The organism is Vibrio hepatarius, from assembly GCF_018860525.1.
Classification (GTDB): Bacteria; Pseudomonadota; Gammaproteobacteria; order Enterobacterales; family Vibrionaceae; genus Vibrio; species Vibrio hepatarius_B.
The window spans coordinates 24608-46446 of sequence record NZ_JAHKPM010000070.1; the positions used below are offsets into that span (position 1 = coordinate 24608).

Consider the following 21839-nt stretch of genomic DNA (forward strand, 5'->3'; position numbering starts at 1 on the left):
AGTATCTTAACATAAAGATAAAACGTCATGAATATACTACTAGCAATGATACCCGCTTTTTTTTGGGGAACAACGTATGCTGTAACTCAATATACGTTGACAGATTGGCCACCTCTTTTATTGGGTGCCTTAAGAGCCCTTCCTGCTGGATTATTGCTTTTACTGCTTAAGCCATCTATGCCTCTACGTGCAGACCTACCTCGTCTTTTTACTCTAGGTCTGATTAATATCGCTACATTCTTTTGCTTAATATTTGTTATGGCATTGACATTACCGTCTGCAATCTCAGGTGTGGGGATGGTATCAGTACCTGTATTTGCCATGATATATCACTGGTTAGTACACAAGCATCAACCAAATTATATTCAGGGTATATCGGGCGCAGCGCTAATTGGTCTAGCTTGGTTTCTATTTTCTCCCAGTCAGATTGTATTAAACCCAGTTGGGCTCGCTGCCATGCTATGCGCTATTATGTGTATTGTTATTGGCAGCACTTTAACGAAATCTCTCGGTACAAAAATACATTGGTGGACGGTTTTGACTTGGCAAATGATTATAGGAGGCAGTATGTTATCAGTAGCAGCAGGAGTAGATGCTAGCATTTCACCTGAACGATATACTGATGTCATCAGCCATTTTTCTGTAATCAATGGGGTTGGTTTATTATGGGTGATTGGATTAAATACAGCGCTGGGGTATGGCATGTATGTTTGGTTACTACAACGCATGACTGTCGTTGATTTTACATTTGGTGGAATTGCCAATCCAGTGGCTGGTATTGTTTCTGGTATAGTGTTACTTGGCGAGTCATTCACTTCCTTACAGTACAGTCTCATGGCTGGAATGATAGTGATGTCACTGTTACCACAAATAATACTTTCTCTAAGACAACATAAACCTTGTCCCTAATGGAGCAAATTAAGTAAATGATGTCGTTTACACTGTAAAACACATGTACAGGAAATAAAACCAAGTGCTGAGCACTTGGTTTTTTTGATGAGCTTAAAGTGTAGCGTTATGATATACCTGCTGAACATCATCACAATCATCCAAAAGGTCAATGAACTTTTGGAATTTCTCAGCATCTTCACCAGTAACTGGTGTATGGTTCTGAGGCACAAAAGTTATCTCCTCAACATCCAAAACTACCTCAGGATATTCCGTATTGAGAGCGGTTTTTGCTTTAAAGAACTCAGTATGAGGAGCAAACACAGTAATTACACCCTCATCCAGCTCAATGTCTGTGACATCAACATCTGCCAGCATTAGCGCTTCCAGTACCGACTCTTCGTCTTCACCTTTAAACTGAAATACCGCCTGGTGATCAAACATATGGGCAGTTGTACCTGGAGAACCTATCTTAGCTCCCGTTTTAACAAAGCATTGACGAACATCTTGGAATGTTCGATTACCGTTATCAGTTAAACAATCCACAATGACGCTGGCACCACCAGGCGAAAAACCTTCATATCGTGCTGGTTGATATTCTTCACCACCACCACCACACGCCTTATCAATCGCCTTATCAATAACATGGGCGGGAACTTGATCTTTTTTTGCTTTTGCAATGAGATGTTTTAATGGCTGATTCATGTCTGGATCTGAACCACCATTTTTGGCGCACATGTAAATTTCTTTACCGTATTTGGAATAAACTTTAATTTTTGCGCCTTGTGTTTTAGCCATCGAGGCTTTGCGCACTTCAAAACTTCTTCCCATCGGGATCTTCTCTCTAAGTCAATTTAACGCGGAGGATTTTAGCAAAAAACAAAACCATTTCAATTTCTCGATTGGCAAAAAAGCCTTAAGCAACTCCCATAATTTGCTTATATTTGGCAACGGATTCGAGAAAAGCGCTTCTCTCATCTGGATCTCTAATCTTCTCAGCACTCTGAGCTATTCCTTCAGAACCAGCCTTGGCTTCTCTCATTTTCCAAACGAGAAAAGATGCTTGCTTATCAAGCTCTATTTTGTTTTTTTCTTTGCTTGGGAGTGTAGATAGGTTTATAGACATTATACCGCTAAGTTATCTGTAACAATATGATTAGGACTATAACATAATCGCGTATGAAAGTAGCGCCTGTAGTGGTTGAGGTATTTGACCAAAAAGTAAGGGTGGCTTTAGCCACCCTTATATTGATAATCATTGAAGTCGACATTAATGTAATATGCCCAGCTCCTTTGCTTCTTCAATTGTTAAACCACTCTCCCGGATCTCTTTTAAAGCTTCGATACGACGGCGAGCTTCTGCTGATTTAACATTTCTTGTTGGCTTTTGCGAATCAACTTCCTCACTAAGATCCCACTTATCAGTGATCTCAGCCATTTCATCATGGTCAATGGAATTAATGGACATTGTAACCTCCGAACAAACCACATTAGGATCAGATGATCTTTAAAAATCTAACTGCCCTTATTAAGAAGTTTAGACTGATAAGGTGATTAAGCTAATTATTTGAAATCGACAAATACCAATTCAATTAATAATCAGTGTAATTAAATAAGCGAATAGAAGCATCTAGCGTAAAAATATCCTGTGTATTTCTAGATTAATGCAGGCAATTTACTGGACACATAAACAAGAAAACCTCTTGATCATGTGTCCAGTAAATTTCAACTTTGTGGGTAAACGAAAAACTTACCAAAAAGATTTTTGGCCGAACCGAGTTTCAGCCATTGCACATAAACCAGTTCAAGAAAGTAAACGGACAAAAAAATTGTTCGAAAAATCCTCTAAATTACAAGTTCATGAACACAAAAATAAGAGTACACAGCGAATTACCAATGAAATCGATGGCGGTACGAACTATGCGGAATGGATAAAAGTTCCCAACTTTAGCGATAAGATATTAAATCCCATAGGGGATTCACAATCAATGACACAACAAATTTGGCAGTGAGAGCCGGAGGAATATCACCTCCAGAGATACATGGCACTGGCTTCAGTGCAGAAGGACTTGCAAATAAAATTAATCAACTTTAGTCATAATATGAAAGCATGATCAAGGAATATTTTTGATCGTGCTTCTGAAAAAAGTGCAAAAAAAAAGCGAGTTCTAAGAACTCGCAAAAAATTCAGAATGAATCTAACAATATGAGCCAATCTACAAGGGATAATCCAGATCCCTCATTCATCAGAAAGGACAAAAGGTTGTCTATTCGCGATAGATAATAACTAACGTAAGAACCATAAATGTCAGTTAACTGTCAGCAGAATGTAGTAGATATGTCTGATATTCATCCATGAATGATCTCATGATTTTAACTAGAGACATTTCAGTGTAAATAGCATATTAAAACAATAGCTTACACTGCAACTTCATCTAGTACTCGATAAACACTTTCATCAAGATGCCCGCTATACACCTGCTTACAAACTTTCCTTCTCACCGCAAGCCCTGCTATTAGGCGTTCAATAGAAAGGTGTTTGGTGTCATTTTGGCTATTGTAAAGCTCAATAAGTTTGCTCAACGTTTCATAAGGAATAACCTCTTCCCCTACTTTAAGAAAATCAAGCTTCTCCATAAGCTCCTTGCACTCTTCAAGAATTGAACTGTGTGAATGCCCTGTCATTGCAGATAGTGCTGTTACAGAGCGTTCCAGAGCCTCAGAAGAGGTATATTTGGATAGGGTAATGGTTATCTCATCAGCATTTATCTCAGCCAAATGTTTACGCACCTTAACTCTACGTCCAAGTTTACCTTTAGGGGAGCGTTCTTTTCTCTGAATAGGTTCAAACTCACCGTCGATAATCTGGGACATCTCATCGAGTTGCTGCTTAGTCACCATTTCATTACGTAGTGGGTTAGGGAGAGTGGGAGCCATATTACGTTTACCTGCATTTGTCATGCGAGCCCTAGCGTAACGTAGCACTTCATCTGCGTCGCACTTTATATCTACTTGGTAGTCTTTATTCTTTCCACTTTGTTCAACAGGACAAATGGTCAGGTGATAACCCCAAAGATTTACTTTAAAAATATCCTCATCACTTTGTTGATCTTCAGATAATTTTTTGAGTTCACGGATCAGATCCATTGAGAATCGACGCCATTCAATGTTACGTGCCAATTTTTGATTTAACGCACTTAGTAACATCACATCACTATGACGACGTGACATGCGACTACGGAAATAACTGTAAAGCTGGAAAACAAGTGTATGCTGCCTAAGGATTTCAGGAGGAAACAAGAAAAAGTAGTCACGCGTCAGTAACTCTTCATAAAAAGAAGGTTCCCAAACCAAGATATAGAGATTGGGTTTAATTCGAATTTCTCCATCTTCACCTTCTGTTGGAGCTTCCTCAGATGCTGTAATAGTTCGCGCTAGAAAACGAAAACGATCACTTTTAAAGCCCTCTGGCATATTTTCGCTTAACCATCTGCCAGTTAATTCATGGAGCTGGAAATCTGTAAATTCAATTCGATCGATACTGTCTCTAATCGAATCTCGAGCTGGCCCACTGTCCTTCTTCCCACGCAAAGAGAGGATATCTGTAATATACAACGGGGTTTTGTTAGGCGCATGTTTTGCGTCAATATGATAATCATCTTGATGATGTTCATGGTACTGAACCGTTAAAGTAAACAAGGCAAATAGCGTCATTAGATCGTCCACAGTCATAATACTCTTAGAAGATCGAGTTTCAATGACAGCTTTAGTACCAGATATAGACACTAAGCTCTTTTGATATTGTTTACGGGTACGAGGAGGCGCTAAAGCTTGATCAATAATCCCAGCCCAGTTAGTCGGAGATACAACAAATTGATCCGCCTCATCTTTCATTGCTGGTGGAGTGTTTAATCCATATTCATTCAGTAATCGTTTATTGACATGTGTTTGTGCTAGTGCTTTAGAACGTTTTTGTTTTTCACTTCGCTTTACAGACTCTGTCATCAAACTGGCTGCACCTAACACTGAAATTAACTGGTTTGGATTTACAAAACGATGCAGCATCGTTTTGCCAGCCAATCCTTGCTCAAACCGAACCGGTATTTGTTGAAACAGACCTATGTTTACAGCCGCCCGTAAACGTTGTTGGATTGCTGCTCGAGTAAGCTGCCCATCAGTTGCATCAATTAATTCTGTCGTTGAAACCAATCCATCTTTGCTTGTAAAGCCTTGAAGTGAAATAAGATTTAGCAGCTCAACTATACTTCTCGTCACTCCTTTAAAATGTTGATACTGTTCAATCCAATTAACAGCAGCGTCAGACACTTCAAACATATGCCCGTCTTTATGACTTCTGGGGGATTTAATCAGGACTTTATCTTTTGAGGTCATGGAGATTTATCCGTATAACGTAGACCGTAATCTTAATATCATTCCGAAAGAATAGAGAAAAACAGTTTATAAATAAAGAAAAAACTTGTTGTTTTTTTTAGTTTGCTGCCTGTATCTAACTTACTCTTGAAAGAGTTATGGCGTACCTCCAAAGTGCAGACCTTATATTCAAGTGATCTATTTTCAGTGATCTTTATGCATTAAGCGTCTACCACTACTTGTTAGTTTATCTAGATGCCGAAAGCTTAGGATCATTAGGCCCAAGATAAGAGATAGTGTATTTTTCTCAATCTCAAACTAGCAGGTTCTAGTAAACAGAATAGCTAGGTTAAATAGGGCTGAAGATACATTTTCCATTATTATCGTTCTTTAAATCTGATCTTAATGATTAAAGTGATCTAAATTGATTATATGATCTAATGATCCGGTAGAGAATGAAAGTCTAATGCTTTGTTTTATATGGTATATTTACCTTGCTCATTAGGAAGGATGATCAAGATATGTGTGAAACCATGATCATTATTAAAAAGAAGCATGATCAGTTTTGTGCGAAACGATGATCAATATAATGACGTATATATGATCATTAAAAATCGAAAGCATGATCATTATATATTCACATATTATCCACAGTTCTTTGCTGTCAATCTTTCTGTATCTGCTGTATTTCGTATTATTTGCCCTAATTTGTTTAGAACTATGATCAAGGTATCCACAATATCCTATCCTATCCTTTCTATGGATAGCCTAGAGAATTTTATTTTATAGTTTTAAGTTCTGCTTATTACTTGACTTTCAAGTCAGTTGTATACGAAAGCATGATCAAGATATGATTTTTGTTCTCTGACTGGTTTGTTTTGTTTCTGGATATATCTATGTCTATATCGCGTTTAATCAGATAGCTTTATTCATCTACGTTTAGCCGTAATCTAGTAAGTTATACTCATTCTTCCGAAGTGTGATATTACTTGATCATTGATCCGAAAGACGATCATAGCATTAAGTGTAAATTTTATTTTCCTATTCAGTTGCACTAACTCTTGATCATTGTTCCAAGAACGAATTTTGTACTGAAAGCATGATCAAGTGTATTTCCTTGATCATGCTTTCAGAAAGAAAAAGATATTTAATAAAAGCATTGAGATATATCAGTAGATATAGCTTCTATTATTGCCTTTGTAGTGGATTTTTGAGTCGATAAGTCAAAATTACACTGGCCGTAAGATATGGTTAACTATCAATCGTTCCGTAGCTATATAGCATTCTAAATATCATCTATTTACAATGTAAATAAGTGACGCTGTGACATTTTTAATCTGTTTCTATATTTACATAAAGTATCGAGGAATATTTTAATAGATGCATACAGGTTTTTGTCTTTAATTAATCTAGTTTGTAAATATCATACTATTAGTGTGATTTTGATTCATAAATGTATGTTCAGCATTTTGTTGTATTTGTTTATTTTTGTTGTACAATTGTAATCAGTGACTTATAGCGGAATGTGGTAATGAAAAGAGAACAAACAATTGAGAGCCTTGTTCACCTAGCAGAGCAAACAGCTCAGGTGCAAGCTGACCGGATTGAAATCGTTTTAGAGGAACGTAGTGATGAGCACTTTCCTGCTATGTCTAAAGCTCTAATGGAAACACGGTCAGGATTAACAAGGAGAAAGTTAGACGAAGCTATTGGTAAGTTGGAAGCATCTGGACACCAGTTCACGAAAAATAATGCTAACCATTATTCTATTTCACTGCAGGAAGCACACATGTTGATGGATGCTGCTGGAGTACCAAAGTTCCACCAGAGAAAAAATATACAAGGCAAAAAGCCGTGGATTATAAATGTACAGAATCAAAAAGGTGGCACTGGAAAATCAATGACAGCAGTACACCTTGCTGCCTGTTTAGCATTGAATCTAGATAAGCGCTATCGCATTTGTTTGATTGACTTAGATCCACAGGGATCATTACGTTTATTTCTTAACCCGCAAATTAGCCTAACAGATCATGACAATATTTATTCTGCGGTTGATGTGATGCTAGATAATGTTCCTGAAGGCGTAAATGTTGATAACGAGTTTTTACACAAAAACGTATTACTACCGACTCAATACCCGAATTTAAAAACAGTTTCTGCATTTCCTGAAGATGCAATGTTTAATGCTGAAGCTTGGCAAAATCTATCGCAAAATCAATCTCTTGATATAGTTAAATTATTGAAAGAAAAGCTTATAGATAAAATATCTGATGACTTTGATATTATAATGATAGATACAGGGCCACATGTTGACCCTTTAGTCTGGAATGCTATGTATGCATCAAATGCTTTGCTTATTCCATGTGCAGCTAAACGTCTTGATTGGGCTTCAACAGTGAATTTTTTCCAGCACTTACCAACGGTTTATGAAATGTTTCCACAAGATTGGCAAGGGCTTGAATTCGTACGTTTGATGCCAACAATGTTTGAAGATGACAATAAAAAACAAGTGGCAGTACTGACTGAAATGAATTATTTACTCGGTGATCAAGTGACTATGGCGACGATACCTCGTAGTAGAGCTTTTGAAACCTGCGCAGATACTTATAGTACTGTGTTTGACTTAACAACTGGAGACTTTGAAGGTGGTAAAAAAACACTAGCTACAGCGCAAGATGCAGTCCAAAAAAGTGCTTTAGAGCTTGAACGTGTCCTTCATAGTAATTGGTCATCACTCAATCAGGGGTAAGTAAATAATGGCAATTAAAACTTCAGATTTAAACGCAAGATTATTTGGAAAAGCGAACAAACGCCATGTCTCTAGTCCACTAGAAGCACAGAATGCGGCTAAAGACCAAGCTCAAGTGATTGAACTTGCAGTCGCAGGGGAAGATATTGTTACCTTTGAGTTGTTAAGAATTCCTGCTGATGCAGTTGCACATGAAACGATTGTATTTGCTGATAATGCTAGGGAGCAGTCTTTTCTAAATGAGCATGCTCTATCTGATATATTGAGTACGTTAAAAGAACGTGGTCAGCAATATCCCGCGGTTGGACGAAAAAGTTTGGACGGTAAGATAGAGGTGTTGGATGGCAGCCGTCGTCGAATGTCTTGTATTCTTGCTAATAAAGACTTTCTTATCTACGTTGCTGAGGATATTAATAGTGAGCATGCTAAGTTTTTATCTGATGTTGCTAATGCCCACAAGCCTTTATCTTTGTATGAAAAAGGTAAGGAAATGCAAGCTAAACTCAATAATGGAGAGGCGGAAGATCAAAAGGCTTTAGCGAAAATGTTTCAATGTAGTGAAGCTTTAGTGAGTGGGGCCTTAAAAGCTGCCGACTTACCTTTATCATTACTACAAGCTTATCCTAATGTGGCCGATCTTGGCCGTCCAACCATAGTCAAGTTACATAAACAGTTTAATGAACTAAATGAAACAAATCGAAGTCAGGTTCTTAGTAGATGCGCTTCAACGGAAGGCTTTGTATGGCAGAGGAGTAAGGCGCAGGGAGTAGCCCGTATAACAAGAGAAGTTTCTGAGACTATCGAACAGTGGATAGAAGAACTAGCTCCAAAAGAGTGTCAGGGAAATCGCAAAGTTGAACTTGTTAAGGGACGAGCTAGCTACAGTCGTAAAGGGTCAGGTCTTGTTCTTAATCTCAAAAAAATAGATGATGATCTTATGCAAGAAATTATTGGCTTCATTAATAAAAAATTGGAGTAAAATAGTACCTGTTTAGACCTATGTTTTTAGCTGCACTTTGAGCTTATGTTTTGCTCTTAATACAGTCACTCTATGAAAGGCCTCCAATATTTGGACATCAATGATTGGGGGGGGTTTCATGACTCTCATTTTGTCACCATAGTTGTTATAATTCTTTTATTCCTAATTGATAATACTTTCTATGCTTGATTATTTTTCACACCTAAAAGAATCCGCCGCTAAATCTAACCATAGATATGGTCTAGTTTTGCACGGTGATCTTGGCTGGACAGCCAACACAGTAGAGATGATAAAAAGTTTATATTGTTACTCAGATACGGTCCAGTTAGGTGGTGAAGTAAGAGATGCAGGCGTACGTTATGTCAATTTTAAACAAGGAAAGACGCTATTAGGCCAAGAATGCAATTTATTAATTTGTTATCTATCCGAAGGATTTGATGCAAATTCATTTTGTGCTGCTTCAGGGAGTGTTAAAGGGGGAGGGTTGGTCATAATATTACCCTCATTTAATACCATCTCACCATGTGGGCAGTGTTGGCTTGAAACTGCATTTAGTCGATTGATTCAAGTTGAGCAATCCAAGCCACTGACAAAACACCCTAATGTTAGCGAATCAACTGGGGTTCCTTTTACTGAGCAGAGTTTGGCTGTTAAGAAAATCCATAAAGTTTTAACTGGTCATCGTAAACGTCCTTTAGTCATGACTGCTGATCGAGGGAGAGGTAAAAGTAGTGCATTAGGGTTAGCTGCAGCTGAACTTATGAATCAGCGTAGTATAAGAATTTGTATTACAGCACCGAGCCTTGCAACAGTTACTCCTGTTTTTGAACATGCCCAAATACACGTTAAAAATTGTATCATCAAGAAAGGACGAGTTTCGAATTCTAATGCTTCATTAGAGTTTATTGCACCTGATGAACTGCTCAGAGGTCAACCTGATTGTGATCTATTACTTGTTGATGAGGCTTCAGCAATCCCAGTTCCCATGTTACAGAAGATGGTAGAGTTTTATAATCGGGCTGTTTTCTCTACTACAATACATGGCTATGAAGGGTGTGGTAGAGGATTTACTATTAAGTTTGAAAACTGGCTTAGGAAGACTCGGCCAGGTACTGCTTTTTTCCACCTTAATCAACCTATTCGTTGGGCTGAAAATGACCCTTTAGAAAATTGGTTATTTGAGACTTTTCTGCTAGATACAGATCTTAAGACATTAGTGGCTCTCGAACAGGTCGAAGTTAGATTAGAAAAGGTCAGTAAGCAGCAACTTGTTAATCAGCCTCATATACTGCGAGAGCTGTTTGCTTTACTAGTTAATGCTCACTACCAAACAACGCCTAACGATTTGATGTTATTGTTAGAGGAAGAAGAGATAGATCTCTATGCAGTGGTTTCCAGTGATACATATGTTGGCTGTATCATGACAATCAATGAAGGTGGATTAGAGGAGAGTTTAATTAAATCAATTCAGCGTGGTCAACGCAGACCTAAAGGTCATCTGGTTCCAGTCACACTTGCCAATCACTTAGGGATCTCTCAAGCCGCGTGTCAACGTAGCACTCGTATTATGCGAATTGCCATACACCCTGATATTCAGAGAACGGGAATTGGCACCGAAATATTGTCTCAATTTTTGCAAAGTTCAGATGTTGATTTTGTTTCTACTAGTTTTGGAGCAACGGCGGAATTGATCAGGTTCTGGGCCAAAAGTGGTTTTTCGCCAGTTAAAATGGGAACGCAAAGAGATCAAGCAAGTGGTTGTCATTCTATTATAATGGTGAAGGGTAAAGTTGATTGGTTAGAGAGTGCAAGGGAGCTTAATCATCAATCAATATGTTACCTTCTAACTACGCAATTTTCTGATATTGCAATCGACATTGTTCGTATTTTATTCGTGATGAGTAATGCTTCCGTCGGAAATCATGAATCCAAAACCTTGATTATGAATTATTGTTTAGGAGGAGCTAGTTATGAGAGTATCGCTCCGTTGTTATTTAATTGGATGCTATCGTCATCCGATATTGTTAGAGAGTCTTCAGATCTACTTGTACGTAAAGTACTGCAACAGCGTTCTTGGGAAATGTGTGGTAAGGAGTTTTCGATATTGGGCAGAAAACGCTTGGAACAACAACTCAAAGCGGATATTCAATTTTTGCTTGAATCGATTAAGTTGTGACTTTCTTTACAGTGTAAATTTTACTTTGTTATAATTCACTGCCCCCTATTTTTTTATATTCTCACTAAATATTTACAGTGTAAACTCACTTACAAATCAAATGAAACAACTATTCACTAGTTCCCTCTCAAAAAATATGGTTATTTTTAATAAATAAAATGCCTATTTAACATATTGAAAGTTATGTAATTATATTTATATTGCTAGCAAATTTTATGAATTTGTATTCATATCTGACATTGGCTTGGTTGGCTAAATAGTGAATCCTTTCTACACTCTGAATGAGGCGTAATGCTTCAATAAACGGCTAGGAAATATAAAAAACAAAAAAGGTTGAAACATGAACTGTTTACTGCCTGAGTCTCTAGACATTTCAACAGTGCTAGATGTCACGACTCTGTACCAAGAATGGCTTACTAACCAAGACTCCATCGAACTGAATGCCGAAAAGGTTGTTCGGGTTGATGCGGCCGGCATTCAGCTTCTTTCTTGTCTTTTTATTTCTGCAAAAAAAAATCACATAGAGATTCAAATACTTAAACCTACGGAGCTTTTAACTGATGGAATTCGGACGTTAGGGTTAAGTAGTGTTTTTGAACGGACAATGAAAGTCGGAGAGTAACCACTATGACCAAGATACTTGCAGTAGATGACTCTGTGTCAATACGTCAAATGGTTAGCCACACGTTACGTGATGCAGGCTATGAAGTAGAAACAGCAAATGACGGTCGAGATGCACTTACTAAGGTTGCAAGCCATAAGTTTGATGTTGTGATATCAGATGTCAATATGCCCATTATGGGAGGTTTTGAGCTAGTTAAAGCCTTGAGAGATAAACCTCAGTATAAATTCACTCCAATTTTAATGTTAACAACAGAAACAAGTACTGAAAAAAAACAGCAGGGTAAATCGGCTGGGGCTACTGGATGGCTGGTTAAGCCATTCAATCCAGAAACGCTATTAAAAACACTAAAGCGCGTTATTTGACCACAATATCTGCACTAAACAACGTCATCAGGCAAGGGAAAAGCTTATGGCTTTAGATATGGAACAATTGCGCAAGATGTTTTACGAAGAATGTCGTGAAAATCTTGAAGTATTAGAAGATGTACTCCTTAACTTGGACATTAACAATGTCGAAGAAGAGTCAATTAATACTATATTTCGAGCTGCCCACTCGATTAAGGGAGGAGCTGCGACTTTCAATTTACTTGATATTAGTGAGTTCACTCATTCTGTAGAAGCTTATCTTGATCTAGTCCGTAACCAGCAACGAGAGCTAACTGCAAGTACAGTAGATCTATTGCTTAAAAGTGGCGATTGTATTCATGCGATGCTCGAAGGGCATGAGCAAGGAAGTGATGTCGATATTGAGCTGAAAAATCAAGTTAGTGCTCAACTTCATTCGCTATTGGGGGAGTTAGTCGATGAGCCCATTGAGCCTCCACCAGTTTTATCATCCCAGACCACTGCTTCTTCTTTAATTCAAACTGGTCAATCTGATTGGCAGGTGAAATTTGAGCCTCATCCTGAAATGTTTTTTAGTGGCAATGACCCGCTTAGAATACTAAGAGAACTAAAGGATCTACATACTTCGTGTGTGATTATTGCTGATACCAAATCGCTACCTGAGCTAGATCTAATTGAGGCTGAACTGTGTTATTTGAATTGGACAGTTAAACTATCAGGGGATGTGACAGAAGAGGCTATACGTGAGATTTTTGAGTGGGTAGAAGATGAATGCGATCTGTACATAGACAGAGTTCCGACAAGTCAAAAAGTTACTACGAGCACAGAAGGAATCCAATATAGCAGTGAGTCAGCTAAGCTTAACAACCAACCATCGATATCTAGCCCTGCCAAGTCGGAGCCCAAAACCAATAAAGCGGCTAAATCTGAATCAAGTGTGAGTTCTATTCGAGTCGACATAGACAAAGTTGATAGTTTGATCAACTTAGTTGGAGAGTTAGTGATTACTCAGTCCATGCTCACCGAAATAGGCAATGACTTTACGATTGATAAAATTGAGAAGCTCAAAGTTGGGCTAGCTCAGTTGCTTCAAAATAGTAAGGACTTACAAGAGAATGTGCTTAACATTCGCATGTTACCGATGAGCTTTGCATTTAGCCGTTTCCCTAGGCTGGTTCGTGATTTATCAAGCAGACTTGATAAGCAGGTCGACTTACAAATTCAAGGTGAGCAGACAGAACTAGATAAGACGGTACTTGAACGTATTGTGGATCCATTAGTTCACTTAGTGAGAAACGGCATCGATCATGGTATTGAGCAGCCAGATACTCGTTTAGAGCGGGGTAAGCCAGCACAAGGTGTGATTAAGCTTAATGCTTTTCATCAAGGCGGCTCTATTGTGATCGAAATCAAGGATGATGGTGCAGGGCTTGACTGTGAAAAACTGTGGAATAAAGCGACTGAAAAAGGAGTACTGGCAGCAGAAGTTCGCCGTGAGGATATGAATGACAAACAAATCATGAATTTGATTTTTGCTCCCGGCTTTTCAACTGCGGAGGAAGTCTCTGATATTTCAGGCCGTGGTGTGGGAATGGACGTTGTTAAGAGAAATATCGAAGAACTTGGTGGGCATATTGAAGTTGAGTCTAAGCTCGGAGTTGGTAGTAGTTTTACTATAAGCCTGCCGTTAACTCTGGCAATACTTGATGGGCAGCTAGTCAAGGTTGGGGGGGAGGTATACATCATTCCACTTTTGACCATTGTCGAATCTATTCAAATAGATACAAGCTGTATCAAGCTGGCGTCTGGAGGGATTGAGCTATATCGGTTACGCGATGAGAACATCCCCATATTACGCCTTCAAGAAGAATTAGAAATGGGCCGAAGTGGGTCTCTTGACGCGAGAATACTCTGTTTTGTTGAAGCGGCAGGTAATCGAGTAGGGCTACTTATTGATGAGCTTCTTGATCAACAACAAGTCGTTATCAAGAGTTTGGAATCGAACTACAACAAAGTTGCAGGCATTTCAGGAGCCACTATTTTAGGAGATGGTTCAGTTTCGTTGATCATAGATGTTCAAGGGTTGATAACACACTTTCTAAAACGAACCTCTGACTCTGCCCATAAAGGTATTGCGGCTTAAGGAGAGGTAAATGGAATCTGAATTAATAACACACGATTTAGCGGCAAAAAAAGTTTCGCCAATACAAGGCCAAGTTTCTTTAGATTATGCCACTGAAGAAGGTGTATCTGAAAGTGCTGATTTCTTAAGCTTTAAATTAGAAAGGGAGCTATACGGCGTTGATATTAAAGATGTTGAAGAGATTCGTGTTTGGGAGAGGCCAACTCCAATTCCGCATGCACCTGAATTTGTCAAAGGTGTCATTAATTTACGTGGAATGATTGTTCCTGTTGTCGACCTAAGATGTCGTTTTGGTGTAGGGAACAGTGAATATCTGCCAAGTACCGTAGTGATTGTGCTTCGGTTTGAATCAGATGAGAGTGAACGCTTAATGGGCTTGGTGGTCGATGCGGTTAGTGATGTCGTCAGTCAAGGGCATAATGATTTGTATCCAAGTGTTGGGGAGTCATTAGTCACCCCGTATTTACAAGGGTTGTTGAACGTTGGCGATCAAGTTATGTCTCTGCTGAATACAGAGGAGTTACTTAATATAGATCGTGTATTGGGGAGAGAGTCATGATCATGCCGCAGGAATTTCTCAGCTTTATCTTGGGAGAAGACGAATATGGCGTCCCCATTCTTGATGTCCGTGAAGTACGCGGTTGGGGAGCTGTCCGAGAAGTACCCAACTCTCCATCATATATGCTGGGCGTGTTAGAAATTCGAGGAGAATACGTACCGATTGTTGATTTGAGATCACGGTTTGGTTTGCCACCAGCAGAGATTAGTGCAACGACAGTTGTGATTGTACTCAACGATGCTCAGATGCATCCGCTAGGCATTATTGTTGATGGGGTCTCAGAGGTTTATCCACTAACAGATGAACAAATAAAACCAGCACCACATGTATCGCGGTCGGTTGACCATAGCTTCATCCGAGGTATTGCATCGGTTGAGAACGGTCACCTGATATTAATAAAACTTGAGGCTCTGTTCGATGTGGCAGAGTTGGCTGAACTTGACCAGAAAGAGCAGAGTTTGGCCTAACAAGTCATACGAAACAATCAGTGAGAGGTGACTCATGGCATTTTGGAATCGCAAACCCAAATCAAATGTAATTGAGCAATTTGAAGCAGAAGCATCGGATAGCTTAATGGAAACAGACGATCCTGAAGAAAAAAGTCTGTCAAAAGACCAGCTTGTTTCAGCGCTCAATGCTGCGCAAACAGCATTGATGATGATCGATAGAGACTTTAATATTACCTACATTAATCAGAAGTCCATTGATTTACTGAAAAGTCATGAAAGTTTATTTCAGTCGGTTTGGCCCAACTTTCGTGCCGATGAAGAGTTCTTAATGGGGTATTGTATAGATGGCTTTCATGCAAACCCTGCCCATCAACGTCAGTTGCTTTCGAATCCATCTAACCTACCTCATACCGCAACAATTACTGTTAAAGATGTACAGATTGAGCTAAATGTTGGCGCTATTATTGATGCTAATGGAAACTATGTAGGGAATACGTTGGAGTGGTCTGATGTGACAGATGTACTCAAGCAGCGTGACGATATTGCACGTCTTCGGGCTGCCGTAGACCAAGCTCAGACAGCAATGGTTATGATAGACCGTGATTTCAGTATCACTTATGTGAACCAAGCAACTATCCAGCTTTTTGGTATACATGAAGCAGCGCTCAGGACGGTATGGTCAGGTTTCACCGCTTCTGAAGAATGGTTAATGGGGCGATGCATCGATGAATTTCATAAAAACCCTGCTCACCAGAGACAACTATTGTCAACACCCAATAATCTCCCTCACAAAACCGATATAAACATCGCAGATATAAAAATTGAACTTAATGTTGCTGCAATTATGGATGCCAAGGGAAACTATATTGGTAATACACTAGAGTGGCAAGATGTCACTGCAAGGCGAGCTAAAGACCAGGAAGTCGGTCGTTTAGCTTCTGCGGTAAAAGGAATGACAACCAATCTCATGATGGCGGACAAAGAGGGAATTATTCAATACCTTAACCCATCATTATCTAATTTGCTTAAGTCGAGAGAAAGTGATTTACAGAAAGCATTACCAGGTTTTGATGCCAATAATTTAGTGGGTAAAAATATCGATGTATTCCATAAAAACCCAAGTCATCAAAGGAATATTATCAATAACCCAGATCGCTTACCTTTCTCTTCTAACGTGGCAGTTGGAGGGCTTGAATTTAATTTAACTTGCATTGCAATGCATGATGCTCAGGGTAACTACATCGGGCCAGCACTTCAGTGGGAAGATATTACCGAGCAGCAAGATGGCCAAAGACAGGTTGAGTCATTGATTCAGCGAGCAATATCAGGTGAATTAAATGAGCGCATTGACACGTCTGTTTACAGTGGTTTCATGAAAGAGTTAGGGGATGGTATTAACAACTTGCTCGATACCATGGTGGAACCCATTGGTCAATGTATTGATGTCATGAGCCGTGTGGCTGATGGGGATTTAAATACCAATATGTCTGACAATAAAGGTGAATTCGGCAGGCTGTCAGATGCGGTTAATACCTCAATTATCAACATTCGAAATATGGTGGAAAAGATTACTCAATCTTCGGCCCGAGTGGCGACAGCTTCTACTGAGATTGCTGAAGGAAATAATGATTTAAGTCAGCGTGTTGAAGCCCAAGCATCAAATCTGGAGGAGACAGCTGCGAGTATGGAGCAGATGACCGCCACAGTAAGACAAAATGCGGATAATGCTAAAGGTGCGAATACACTGGCTGAAGATGCGACTAAAAAAGCTAGTAAGGGAGGAGATGTGGTTGGCCAAGCGGTATCGGCTATGTCTGAAATTAACAGCGCAAGTAAGAAAATTGCCGATATCATTGGTGTTATCGATGAAATTGCTTTCCAGACAAATTTATTGGCGTTAAATGCAGCAGTAGAAGCAGCCAGAGCAGGAGAGCAAGGTCGCGGCTTTGCAGTAGTCGCTGGAGAAGTCCGTAACCTAGCGCAAAGAAGTGCAGCAGCAGCGAAAGAAATTAAAGGTTTGATCAATGATAGTGTTGAGAAAGTCGATGAGGGCTCCAGATTGGTCGACGAATCAGGCGATACACTCAATGAAATTGTAGAGGCTGTAGAAAAAGTCACTGAGCTCATTGTTCAGATTGCTTCCTCCAGCCTTGAGCAATCAACGGGCATCGATGAAATTAATCGTGCCATTTCGACTATGGATGAAATGACTCAACAGAATGCTTCTTTAGTTGAGGAGACATCTGCGGCTAGTCAGTCGTTGAAAGATGAAGGGAAACAGCTGCTGCACCTAATGAACTTCTTTGCTTCAGATGACAATGTTGCGACGTTCGAATCAAAAAGATCACAGCAACCTGCTCAAAAAAGTAATGTTAGAGAAATACGAACCCCTCGGGTTGCTAACTCCGGTTTTCAAGCCAGTGAGGAAGGGGACGAATGGGAAGAGTTTTAAGCAGTGAAGATGGAGTTGTATCTGGTACAGAGTTTGAACTGACGGATAAGGACTTTAGATTTATCCAGTGGTTCATGCACAAGCATGCCGGTATCTATTTTTCTGATCGAAAACGTACCATGGTATATGGCCGTATTAGTCGTCAGCTTAGGCGGCTAGGACTGAATCGTTTTGCAGATTACAAGCTGCTGATTGAACAAGATAGTGAAGAACGTGTTGGTTTTATTAATAGCCTTACAACCAATAAGACACAGTTCTTTCGAGAATATCATCACTTTGAATTTCTCGAAAATGTTATGTTGAAAGAGTGGTTAAAACAAGGCGTTCATAATCTAAATTTGTGGTCTGCAGGCTGTTCTACAGGAGAGGAGCCTTACAGTTTAGCTTCTTCACTCTATTTTAAGGAAGCGTTTAGTTCTTTCGAGAAGGTTCAGATATATGCGACAGATCTTGACACTAAAGTACTTTCTCATGCTGAGCAAGGTATTTACAGTGAGGAAGCTGTTTCGTCTATTCCAGATAAATACTTGCAATCTTGTTTTTTTAAAGGAAAAGGATACCAGCAAGGGAACATCAAAGTAGCTAAAGGTTTACAAAAATGTATCAACTTTCAGCAGCTAAATTTGCTTGATGATTGGGGATGGGAGCAACCTTTTGACCTTATTTCATGCAGAAATGTGATGATTTATTTTGATAAGCAAACCCAAGAAAAATTGATAAGACGTTTTTATCAGCAACTTAAACCTCACGGAATACTATTTATAGGTCACTCTGAAAGTGTCGGTTCTTGTAGCGATCTCTTCAGGCACCTCGGGAAAACCATTTATATAAAACAATAGGAAAAACTATGGTTGGACTTAAGGAAGCAAAGCCGATGCATGACAGTAGTCATTTCAATCGCTTTTATCACCGTCAAAAAGAGATGCACATGGTAAAGGTATTGCCTGGAGGGCTGTATTGGAGTCAGAAAAACGATGAATTAATTGCCACAGGATTAGGTTCATGTGTTGCTGTTTGCCTGTGGGATGAACTCGTTGGCATTGGTGGAATGAATCATTTTTTACTTCCTTTTTGCAACCACTCTGAAATCAATGCATGGCGCCCTGGTGAGATTATATCTACAGCTTCGCGTTATGGCAGCCATGCAATGGAAATGTTGATTAATGCGATGATTTCTCATGGTGCTCGTCGATCTGAGCTGAAAATTAAGCTTTTTGGAGGTGCTCAAATGATGGGTAAACATTCGATGATTGGAGAAAAGAATGTTGCTTTTATCTTGGATTATGCTGAACGTGAAAAACTCAATGTCATTGCTCAGGATCTTGGTGGATTAGAGCCAAGGAAGATCATATTTAATCCTCTGACGGGAAAGGTTTGGCTCAAGAGACTTCCGTACACTGAGGTTCATCATCTTCAACAACAAGAAGATAAATATGCTAGCAAATTAAGTCGCGAGAGTCATAGTTTGCAGGATAATGAAGTGGAGTTGTTTGGATGAAAAAAATTAAAGTCTTGGTTGTAGATGACTCACCAGTATTTAGGGCTTTGCTTGAACAAATCATTAACTCTGACCCTTGTCTTAATGTTGTCGCATTAGCTGAAGACCCCTTCCAAGCACGTGAATTGATTAAGAGACATAACCCAGATGTTATTACATTAGACATTGAGATGCCAAAGATGAATGGTGTCCAGTTTCTTAAAAACCTAATGCGGTTAAGGCCAACCCCAGTTGTTATGATATCAACCTTAACGCAGCACGGTGCTGAACCTACATTAACGGCTTTAGAACTTGGGGCTGTTGATTACTTTCCCAAGCCATCAGTCCACAATACCGCTGAGATGGTCAACTACAAAGATCTTGTCAATGATAAAATCAAAATGGCAGCTGGTGCCAATGTTCATAATGATTCTTGCCAAAATTCTTCATCTCAGGCATTGACAACAGGTGCTGGTAAAACAGCAATTGAAATCATAGCTATTGGCGCTTCTACTGGTGGGACAGAGGCGGTTAGGCAAGTATTGTCTGCGTTGCCTGCAGGACTGCCTCCTATCGTTATTACTCAGCATATCAGTGCTATGTTTAGTGCTTCTTTTGCTCAGAGGTTGAACGAAAACTGTGCCTTAGAAGTCAAGGAATTATCAGTTAACAAAGCGCCGTTAGTCAATGGTTGTGCTTATGTTGCTCCAGGAGATAAGCATTTGGTTGTTGTTAAGCAGGGAAATCACCTGTATTGCCAGCTAGATGATAGGCCAAGCGTCAATCGGCACAAACCTTCTGTTGATGTGATGTTTGATGCTGTGGCTGAAACGGTAGGTGAAAACGCGATCGGTGTCATTCTAACTGGAATGGGGCAGGATGGTGCTAAAGGGATGCTTAAAATGAGGCAACAAGGTGCAAGAACTATAGCACAAGACCAAGCTTCTTCAGTGGTATGGGGCATGCCTCGTGTCGCTGTTGAAATGAATGCTGCCCAGAAGATAAAGAGTCTTAAACACATTCCACAACAGATATGTGATTGTCTAGACAACCATTCTTGAGTGTTCAAAGATAAGGTTAGGGGAGATTATGAATAGAAAAATAATGGTCACACAGTATCGATATGGTGTTGCTATCGGGGCTCAGCTTGTACTGCTGTCAATTGGTATGACATTGTCTTCCTCGCTGGCACATGTCGCTGTGATGGTTTTAGCTGCTGCTGTACCTTGGTTTGTCATGCCTCGAAAATCAATTGATGAGTGTGAGAAAGATCTTACCGTCAAACCTGTTAAAAATGTGCAGTCCTCTGCCAAGGAGGTAAGTGAAGCAATTGGCCGGATATCACAGCAGCTAAATGAACCGCTAAGGTTACAAAGTAGTGTTGTAGATGAGTCGGTTGAAACATTAAACAGTAGTTTCTTTGAATTACAAAGTTTGGCGGAAAATCAAAATGATATTGCTGAAGCGCTCGTAGTCAAAACTCTAGGTAGTAAAGATGATACGTACGACATTACTCAAGTTTTACCGAAAACAGAAGCTATTATCCGCCAGTTTGTCGAGACACTCATCACTGTATCGGAGAAAAGTATTTCTGCGGTACACAGTATTCACGATATGTCAGATAAACTGGGTAAAGTATTCAAGTTGCTTAAACAAGTTCGAGGGCTATCTGAGCAAACCAATTTACTTGCTCTCAATGCTGCAATAGAGGCTGCACGTGCTGGTGATGCTGGTCGAGGTTTTGCTGTTGTTGCTCAAGAGGTGCGTAATTTGTCGGTGAAAGCGGAAGAGTTAAATAGTCTGATTGAGAAAGAAATTAACGTTGCGCAAAATACTGTCAAGGAAGCTAACAAAACGGTCGGAGAAATGGCCTCGATTGATATGACAGATGCAATCGAATCAAAAGATAAAGTTGATGAGATGTTACTTGGAGTACAGAAACACAATGCTTTGGTTGAGCGTGAAGTACAGAAAATCAAGTCCATTGGAATAAAACTGCAAAGCAAGGTTGGTGATGGTATTAGGGCGTTACAGTTTACAGATATTATTATCCAGCAGGGTGAATATGCTCAAGCCAGTACGGAGTTTCTTGAAAAAATGGAGAACCACTTTGCTAAATATGCGAGTGGTAGGATTGATGGAGACGAATTTCATCAGGCTATAAACAGCCTTAAACATAACATTGAGCAAAGAAGTGCGCCGGCAGCATCTCAAGCAAGCATTGAAGAAGGCGAAATTGAGTTTTTTTGAAATTTTTCTTGGGTGAATCATGCAAGGGATAAAGCCTTGCTGTCTTAATAGGGAAACATTATGTCAGTTGAGTCAGAAATCGATACAAGTGCGAAGCACATTACTATCGTTATAGAGGGAGCGTTTGGCTTTAGTCTTGTTCAGGATTTTCGTCGTTGTTATTCCGATAAAAAAAATTATCGCTTTACTATCGATTTACGCAAAGTTGATTATATCGATAGTGCAGGTTTGGGGATGTTGCTTAATATGCATAATTATCTTGAGCAAGATGATGGCATGATCCGCATTACCAACACCCTACCTCAAGTTCGAAAAATATTATCTATTTCTCGTTTTGATAAAAAGTTTGCCATCGAGTAGATATCGAGGAGGGTTGT

General features: G+C 39.5%; 20 protein-coding genes. 16 read left to right on the forward strand and 4 right to left on the reverse strand.

Translation table 11 applies throughout. The annotated features are described in order from the left end of the window. Window positions 1–27 precede the first annotated feature (27 nt). Window positions 28–909 carry a DMT family transporter gene (locus tag KO511_RS21570; RefSeq protein ID WP_215989442.1) on the forward strand — a complete coding sequence of 294 codons (882 nt, stop codon included), beginning with the start codon at window positions 28–30 and terminating at the stop codon, window positions 907–909. Window positions 910–1002: 93 nt separating this feature from the next. On the opposite strand, the gene KO511_RS21575 is transcribed toward KO511_RS21570, so the two are convergent. The 3 genes from KO511_RS21575 to KO511_RS21585 form a co-directional block, all read right to left on the reverse strand. Then, entirely contained in the window at window positions 1003–1719 is a 717-nt protein-coding gene (locus KO511_RS21575) for a YebC/PmpR family DNA-binding transcriptional regulator (RefSeq protein WP_215989443.1), read from the reverse strand. An 85-nt stretch (window positions 1720–1804) separates the two neighbouring features. Continuing rightward, on the reverse strand, window positions 1805–2014 hold the full coding sequence (locus tag KO511_RS21580; RefSeq protein WP_215989444.1) for a DUF3283 family protein: 210 nt from the start codon (window positions 2012–2014) through the stop codon (window positions 1805–1807). A gap of 144 nt (window positions 2015–2158) precedes the next feature. Then, window positions 2159–2356 (reverse strand): PA3496 family putative envelope integrity protein, encoded by a 198-nt coding sequence (locus KO511_RS21585; RefSeq protein WP_215989445.1) that lies wholly within the window; start codon window positions 2354–2356, stop codon window positions 2159–2161. 241 nt (window positions 2357–2597) lie between these two features. On the opposite strand from KO511_RS21585, the gene KO511_RS21590 reads away from it, so the two are divergent. After that, on the forward strand, window positions 2598–2900 hold the full coding sequence (locus tag KO511_RS21590; protein ID WP_215989446.1) for a hypothetical protein: 303 nt from the start codon (window positions 2598–2600) through the stop codon (window positions 2898–2900). A 406-nt stretch (window positions 2901–3306) separates the two neighbouring features. On the opposite strand, the gene KO511_RS21595 is transcribed toward KO511_RS21590, so the two are convergent. Further along, window positions 3307–5280 carry a replication initiator protein RctB domain-containing protein gene (locus KO511_RS21595; protein WP_215989447.1) on the reverse strand — a complete coding sequence of 658 codons (1974 nt, stop codon included), beginning with the start codon at window positions 5278–5280 and terminating at the stop codon, window positions 3307–3309. A gap of 1510 nt (window positions 5281–6790) precedes the next feature. Between KO511_RS21595 and KO511_RS21600 the strand changes: the two genes are divergently transcribed. The 14 genes from KO511_RS21600 to KO511_RS21665 all read left to right on the forward strand — a co-directional run bounded on the left by KO511_RS21600 (window position 6791) and on the right by KO511_RS21665 (window position 21822). Then, window positions 6791–8008 (forward strand): ParA family protein, encoded by a 1218-nt coding sequence (locus KO511_RS21600; RefSeq protein WP_215989448.1) that lies wholly within the window; start codon window positions 6791–6793, stop codon window positions 8006–8008. A 7-nt stretch (window positions 8009–8015) separates the two neighbouring features. Continuing rightward, window positions 8016–8987 carry a ParB/RepB/Spo0J family partition protein gene (locus KO511_RS21605; protein ID WP_215989449.1) on the forward strand — a complete coding sequence of 324 codons (972 nt, stop codon included), beginning with the start codon at window positions 8016–8018 and terminating at the stop codon, window positions 8985–8987. A gap of 181 nt (window positions 8988–9168) precedes the next feature. Beyond that, window positions 9169–11163, forward strand: coding sequence for a tRNA(Met) cytidine acetyltransferase TmcA (locus KO511_RS21610; protein ID WP_215989450.1), 1995 nt, complete (start codon window positions 9169–9171; stop codon window positions 11161–11163). A 340-nt stretch (window positions 11164–11503) separates the two neighbouring features. Continuing rightward, entirely contained in the window at window positions 11504–11785 is a 282-nt protein-coding gene (locus KO511_RS21615; protein WP_215989451.1) for an STAS domain-containing protein, read from the forward strand. Between the two features lie 5 nt (window positions 11786–11790). Next, window positions 11791–12150, forward strand: coding sequence for a response regulator (locus tag KO511_RS21620; RefSeq protein ID WP_215989452.1), 360 nt, complete (start codon window positions 11791–11793; stop codon window positions 12148–12150). Between the two features lie 46 nt (window positions 12151–12196). Further along, entirely contained in the window at window positions 12197–14275 is a 2079-nt protein-coding gene (locus KO511_RS21625) for a chemotaxis protein CheA (RefSeq protein ID WP_215989453.1), read from the forward strand. Window positions 14276–14285: 10 nt separating this feature from the next. Further along, on the forward strand, window positions 14286–14834 hold the full coding sequence (locus tag KO511_RS21630) for a chemotaxis protein CheW (protein WP_215989454.1): 549 nt from the start codon (window positions 14286–14288) through the stop codon (window positions 14832–14834). Then, window positions 14831–15301 carry a chemotaxis protein CheW gene (locus tag KO511_RS21635; RefSeq protein WP_215989455.1) on the forward strand — a complete coding sequence of 157 codons (471 nt, stop codon included), beginning with the start codon at window positions 14831–14833 and terminating at the stop codon, window positions 15299–15301. The genes KO511_RS21630 and KO511_RS21635 overlap by 4 nt, the downstream gene beginning before the upstream one ends. A 34-nt stretch (window positions 15302–15335) precedes the next feature. Beyond that, window positions 15336–17735 carry an aerotaxis transducer Aer2 gene (gene aer2, locus KO511_RS21640; RefSeq protein WP_215989456.1) on the forward strand — a complete coding sequence of 800 codons (2400 nt, stop codon included), beginning with the start codon at window positions 15336–15338 and terminating at the stop codon, window positions 17733–17735. Further along, a complete protein-coding gene (locus KO511_RS21645; RefSeq protein WP_215989457.1) occupies window positions 17720–18574 on the forward strand; it encodes a CheR family methyltransferase in 855 nt (284 codons plus the stop codon). Before aer2 ends, KO511_RS21645 begins: the two co-directional genes overlap by 16 nt. 8 nt (window positions 18575–18582) lie before the next feature. Further along, window positions 18583–19233 carry a chemotaxis protein CheD gene (locus KO511_RS21650; protein ID WP_215989458.1) on the forward strand — a complete coding sequence of 217 codons (651 nt, stop codon included), beginning with the start codon at window positions 18583–18585 and terminating at the stop codon, window positions 19231–19233. Next, window positions 19230–20273 (forward strand): protein-glutamate methylesterase/protein-glutamine glutaminase, encoded by a 1044-nt coding sequence (locus tag KO511_RS21655; RefSeq protein ID WP_215989459.1) that lies wholly within the window; start codon window positions 19230–19232, stop codon window positions 20271–20273. Before KO511_RS21650 ends, KO511_RS21655 begins: the two co-directional genes overlap by 4 nt. 28 nt (window positions 20274–20301) lie before the next feature. Next, complete coding sequence (locus tag KO511_RS21660; RefSeq protein ID WP_215989460.1) at window positions 20302–21462, forward strand: methyl-accepting chemotaxis protein; 1161 nt, start codon at window positions 20302–20304, stop codon at window positions 21460–21462. Window positions 21463–21522: 60 nt separating this feature from the next. Then, on the forward strand, window positions 21523–21822 hold the full coding sequence (locus tag KO511_RS21665) for an STAS domain-containing protein (protein WP_215989461.1): 300 nt from the start codon (window positions 21523–21525) through the stop codon (window positions 21820–21822). The last annotated feature ends 17 nt before the right edge of the window (window positions 21823–21839 follow it).

Bases quoted from the DNA above. Each gene is read 5' to 3' on its own strand.
- KO511_RS21570 (WP_215989442.1), top strand. From the start codon at position 28: ATGAATATACTACTAGCAATGATACCCGCTTTTTTTTGGGGAACAACG.
- KO511_RS21575 (WP_215989443.1), bottom strand. From the start codon at position 1,719: ATGGGAAGAAGTTTTGAAGTGCGCAAAGCCTCGATGGCTAAAACACAA.
- KO511_RS21580 (WP_215989444.1), bottom strand. From the start codon at position 2,014: ATGTCTATAAACCTATCTACACTCCCAAGCAAAGAAAAAAACAAAATA.
- KO511_RS21585 (WP_215989445.1), bottom strand. From the start codon at position 2,356: ATGTCCATTAATTCCATTGACCATGATGAAATGGCTGAGATCACTGAT.
- KO511_RS21590 (WP_215989446.1), top strand. From the start codon at position 2,598: ATGTGTCCAGTAAATTTCAACTTTGTGGGTAAACGAAAAACTTACCAA.
- KO511_RS21595 (WP_215989447.1), bottom strand. From the start codon at position 5,280: ATGACCTCAAAAGATAAAGTCCTGATTAAATCCCCCAGAAGTCATAAA.
- KO511_RS21600 (WP_215989448.1), top strand. From the start codon at position 6,791: ATGAAAAGAGAACAAACAATTGAGAGCCTTGTTCACCTAGCAGAGCAA.
- KO511_RS21605 (WP_215989449.1), top strand. From the start codon at position 8,016: ATGGCAATTAAAACTTCAGATTTAAACGCAAGATTATTTGGAAAAGCG.
- KO511_RS21610 (WP_215989450.1), top strand. From the start codon at position 9,169: ATGCTTGATTATTTTTCACACCTAAAAGAATCCGCCGCTAAATCTAAC.
- KO511_RS21615 (WP_215989451.1), top strand. From the start codon at position 11,504: ATGAACTGTTTACTGCCTGAGTCTCTAGACATTTCAACAGTGCTAGAT.
- KO511_RS21620 (WP_215989452.1), top strand. From the start codon at position 11,791: ATGACCAAGATACTTGCAGTAGATGACTCTGTGTCAATACGTCAAATG.
- KO511_RS21625 (WP_215989453.1), top strand. From the start codon at position 12,197: ATGGCTTTAGATATGGAACAATTGCGCAAGATGTTTTACGAAGAATGT.
- KO511_RS21630 (WP_215989454.1), top strand. From the start codon at position 14,286: ATGGAATCTGAATTAATAACACACGATTTAGCGGCAAAAAAAGTTTCG.
- KO511_RS21635 (WP_215989455.1), top strand. From the start codon at position 14,831: ATGATCATGCCGCAGGAATTTCTCAGCTTTATCTTGGGAGAAGACGAA.
- aer2 (WP_215989456.1), top strand. From the start codon at position 15,336: ATGGCATTTTGGAATCGCAAACCCAAATCAAATGTAATTGAGCAATTT.
- KO511_RS21645 (WP_215989457.1), top strand. From the start codon at position 17,720: ATGGGAAGAGTTTTAAGCAGTGAAGATGGAGTTGTATCTGGTACAGAG.
- KO511_RS21650 (WP_215989458.1), top strand. From the start codon at position 18,583: ATGGTTGGACTTAAGGAAGCAAAGCCGATGCATGACAGTAGTCATTTC.
- KO511_RS21655 (WP_215989459.1), top strand. From the start codon at position 19,230: ATGAAAAAAATTAAAGTCTTGGTTGTAGATGACTCACCAGTATTTAGG.
- KO511_RS21660 (WP_215989460.1), top strand. From the start codon at position 20,302: ATGAATAGAAAAATAATGGTCACACAGTATCGATATGGTGTTGCTATC.
- KO511_RS21665 (WP_215989461.1), top strand. From the start codon at position 21,523: ATGTCAGTTGAGTCAGAAATCGATACAAGTGCGAAGCACATTACTATC.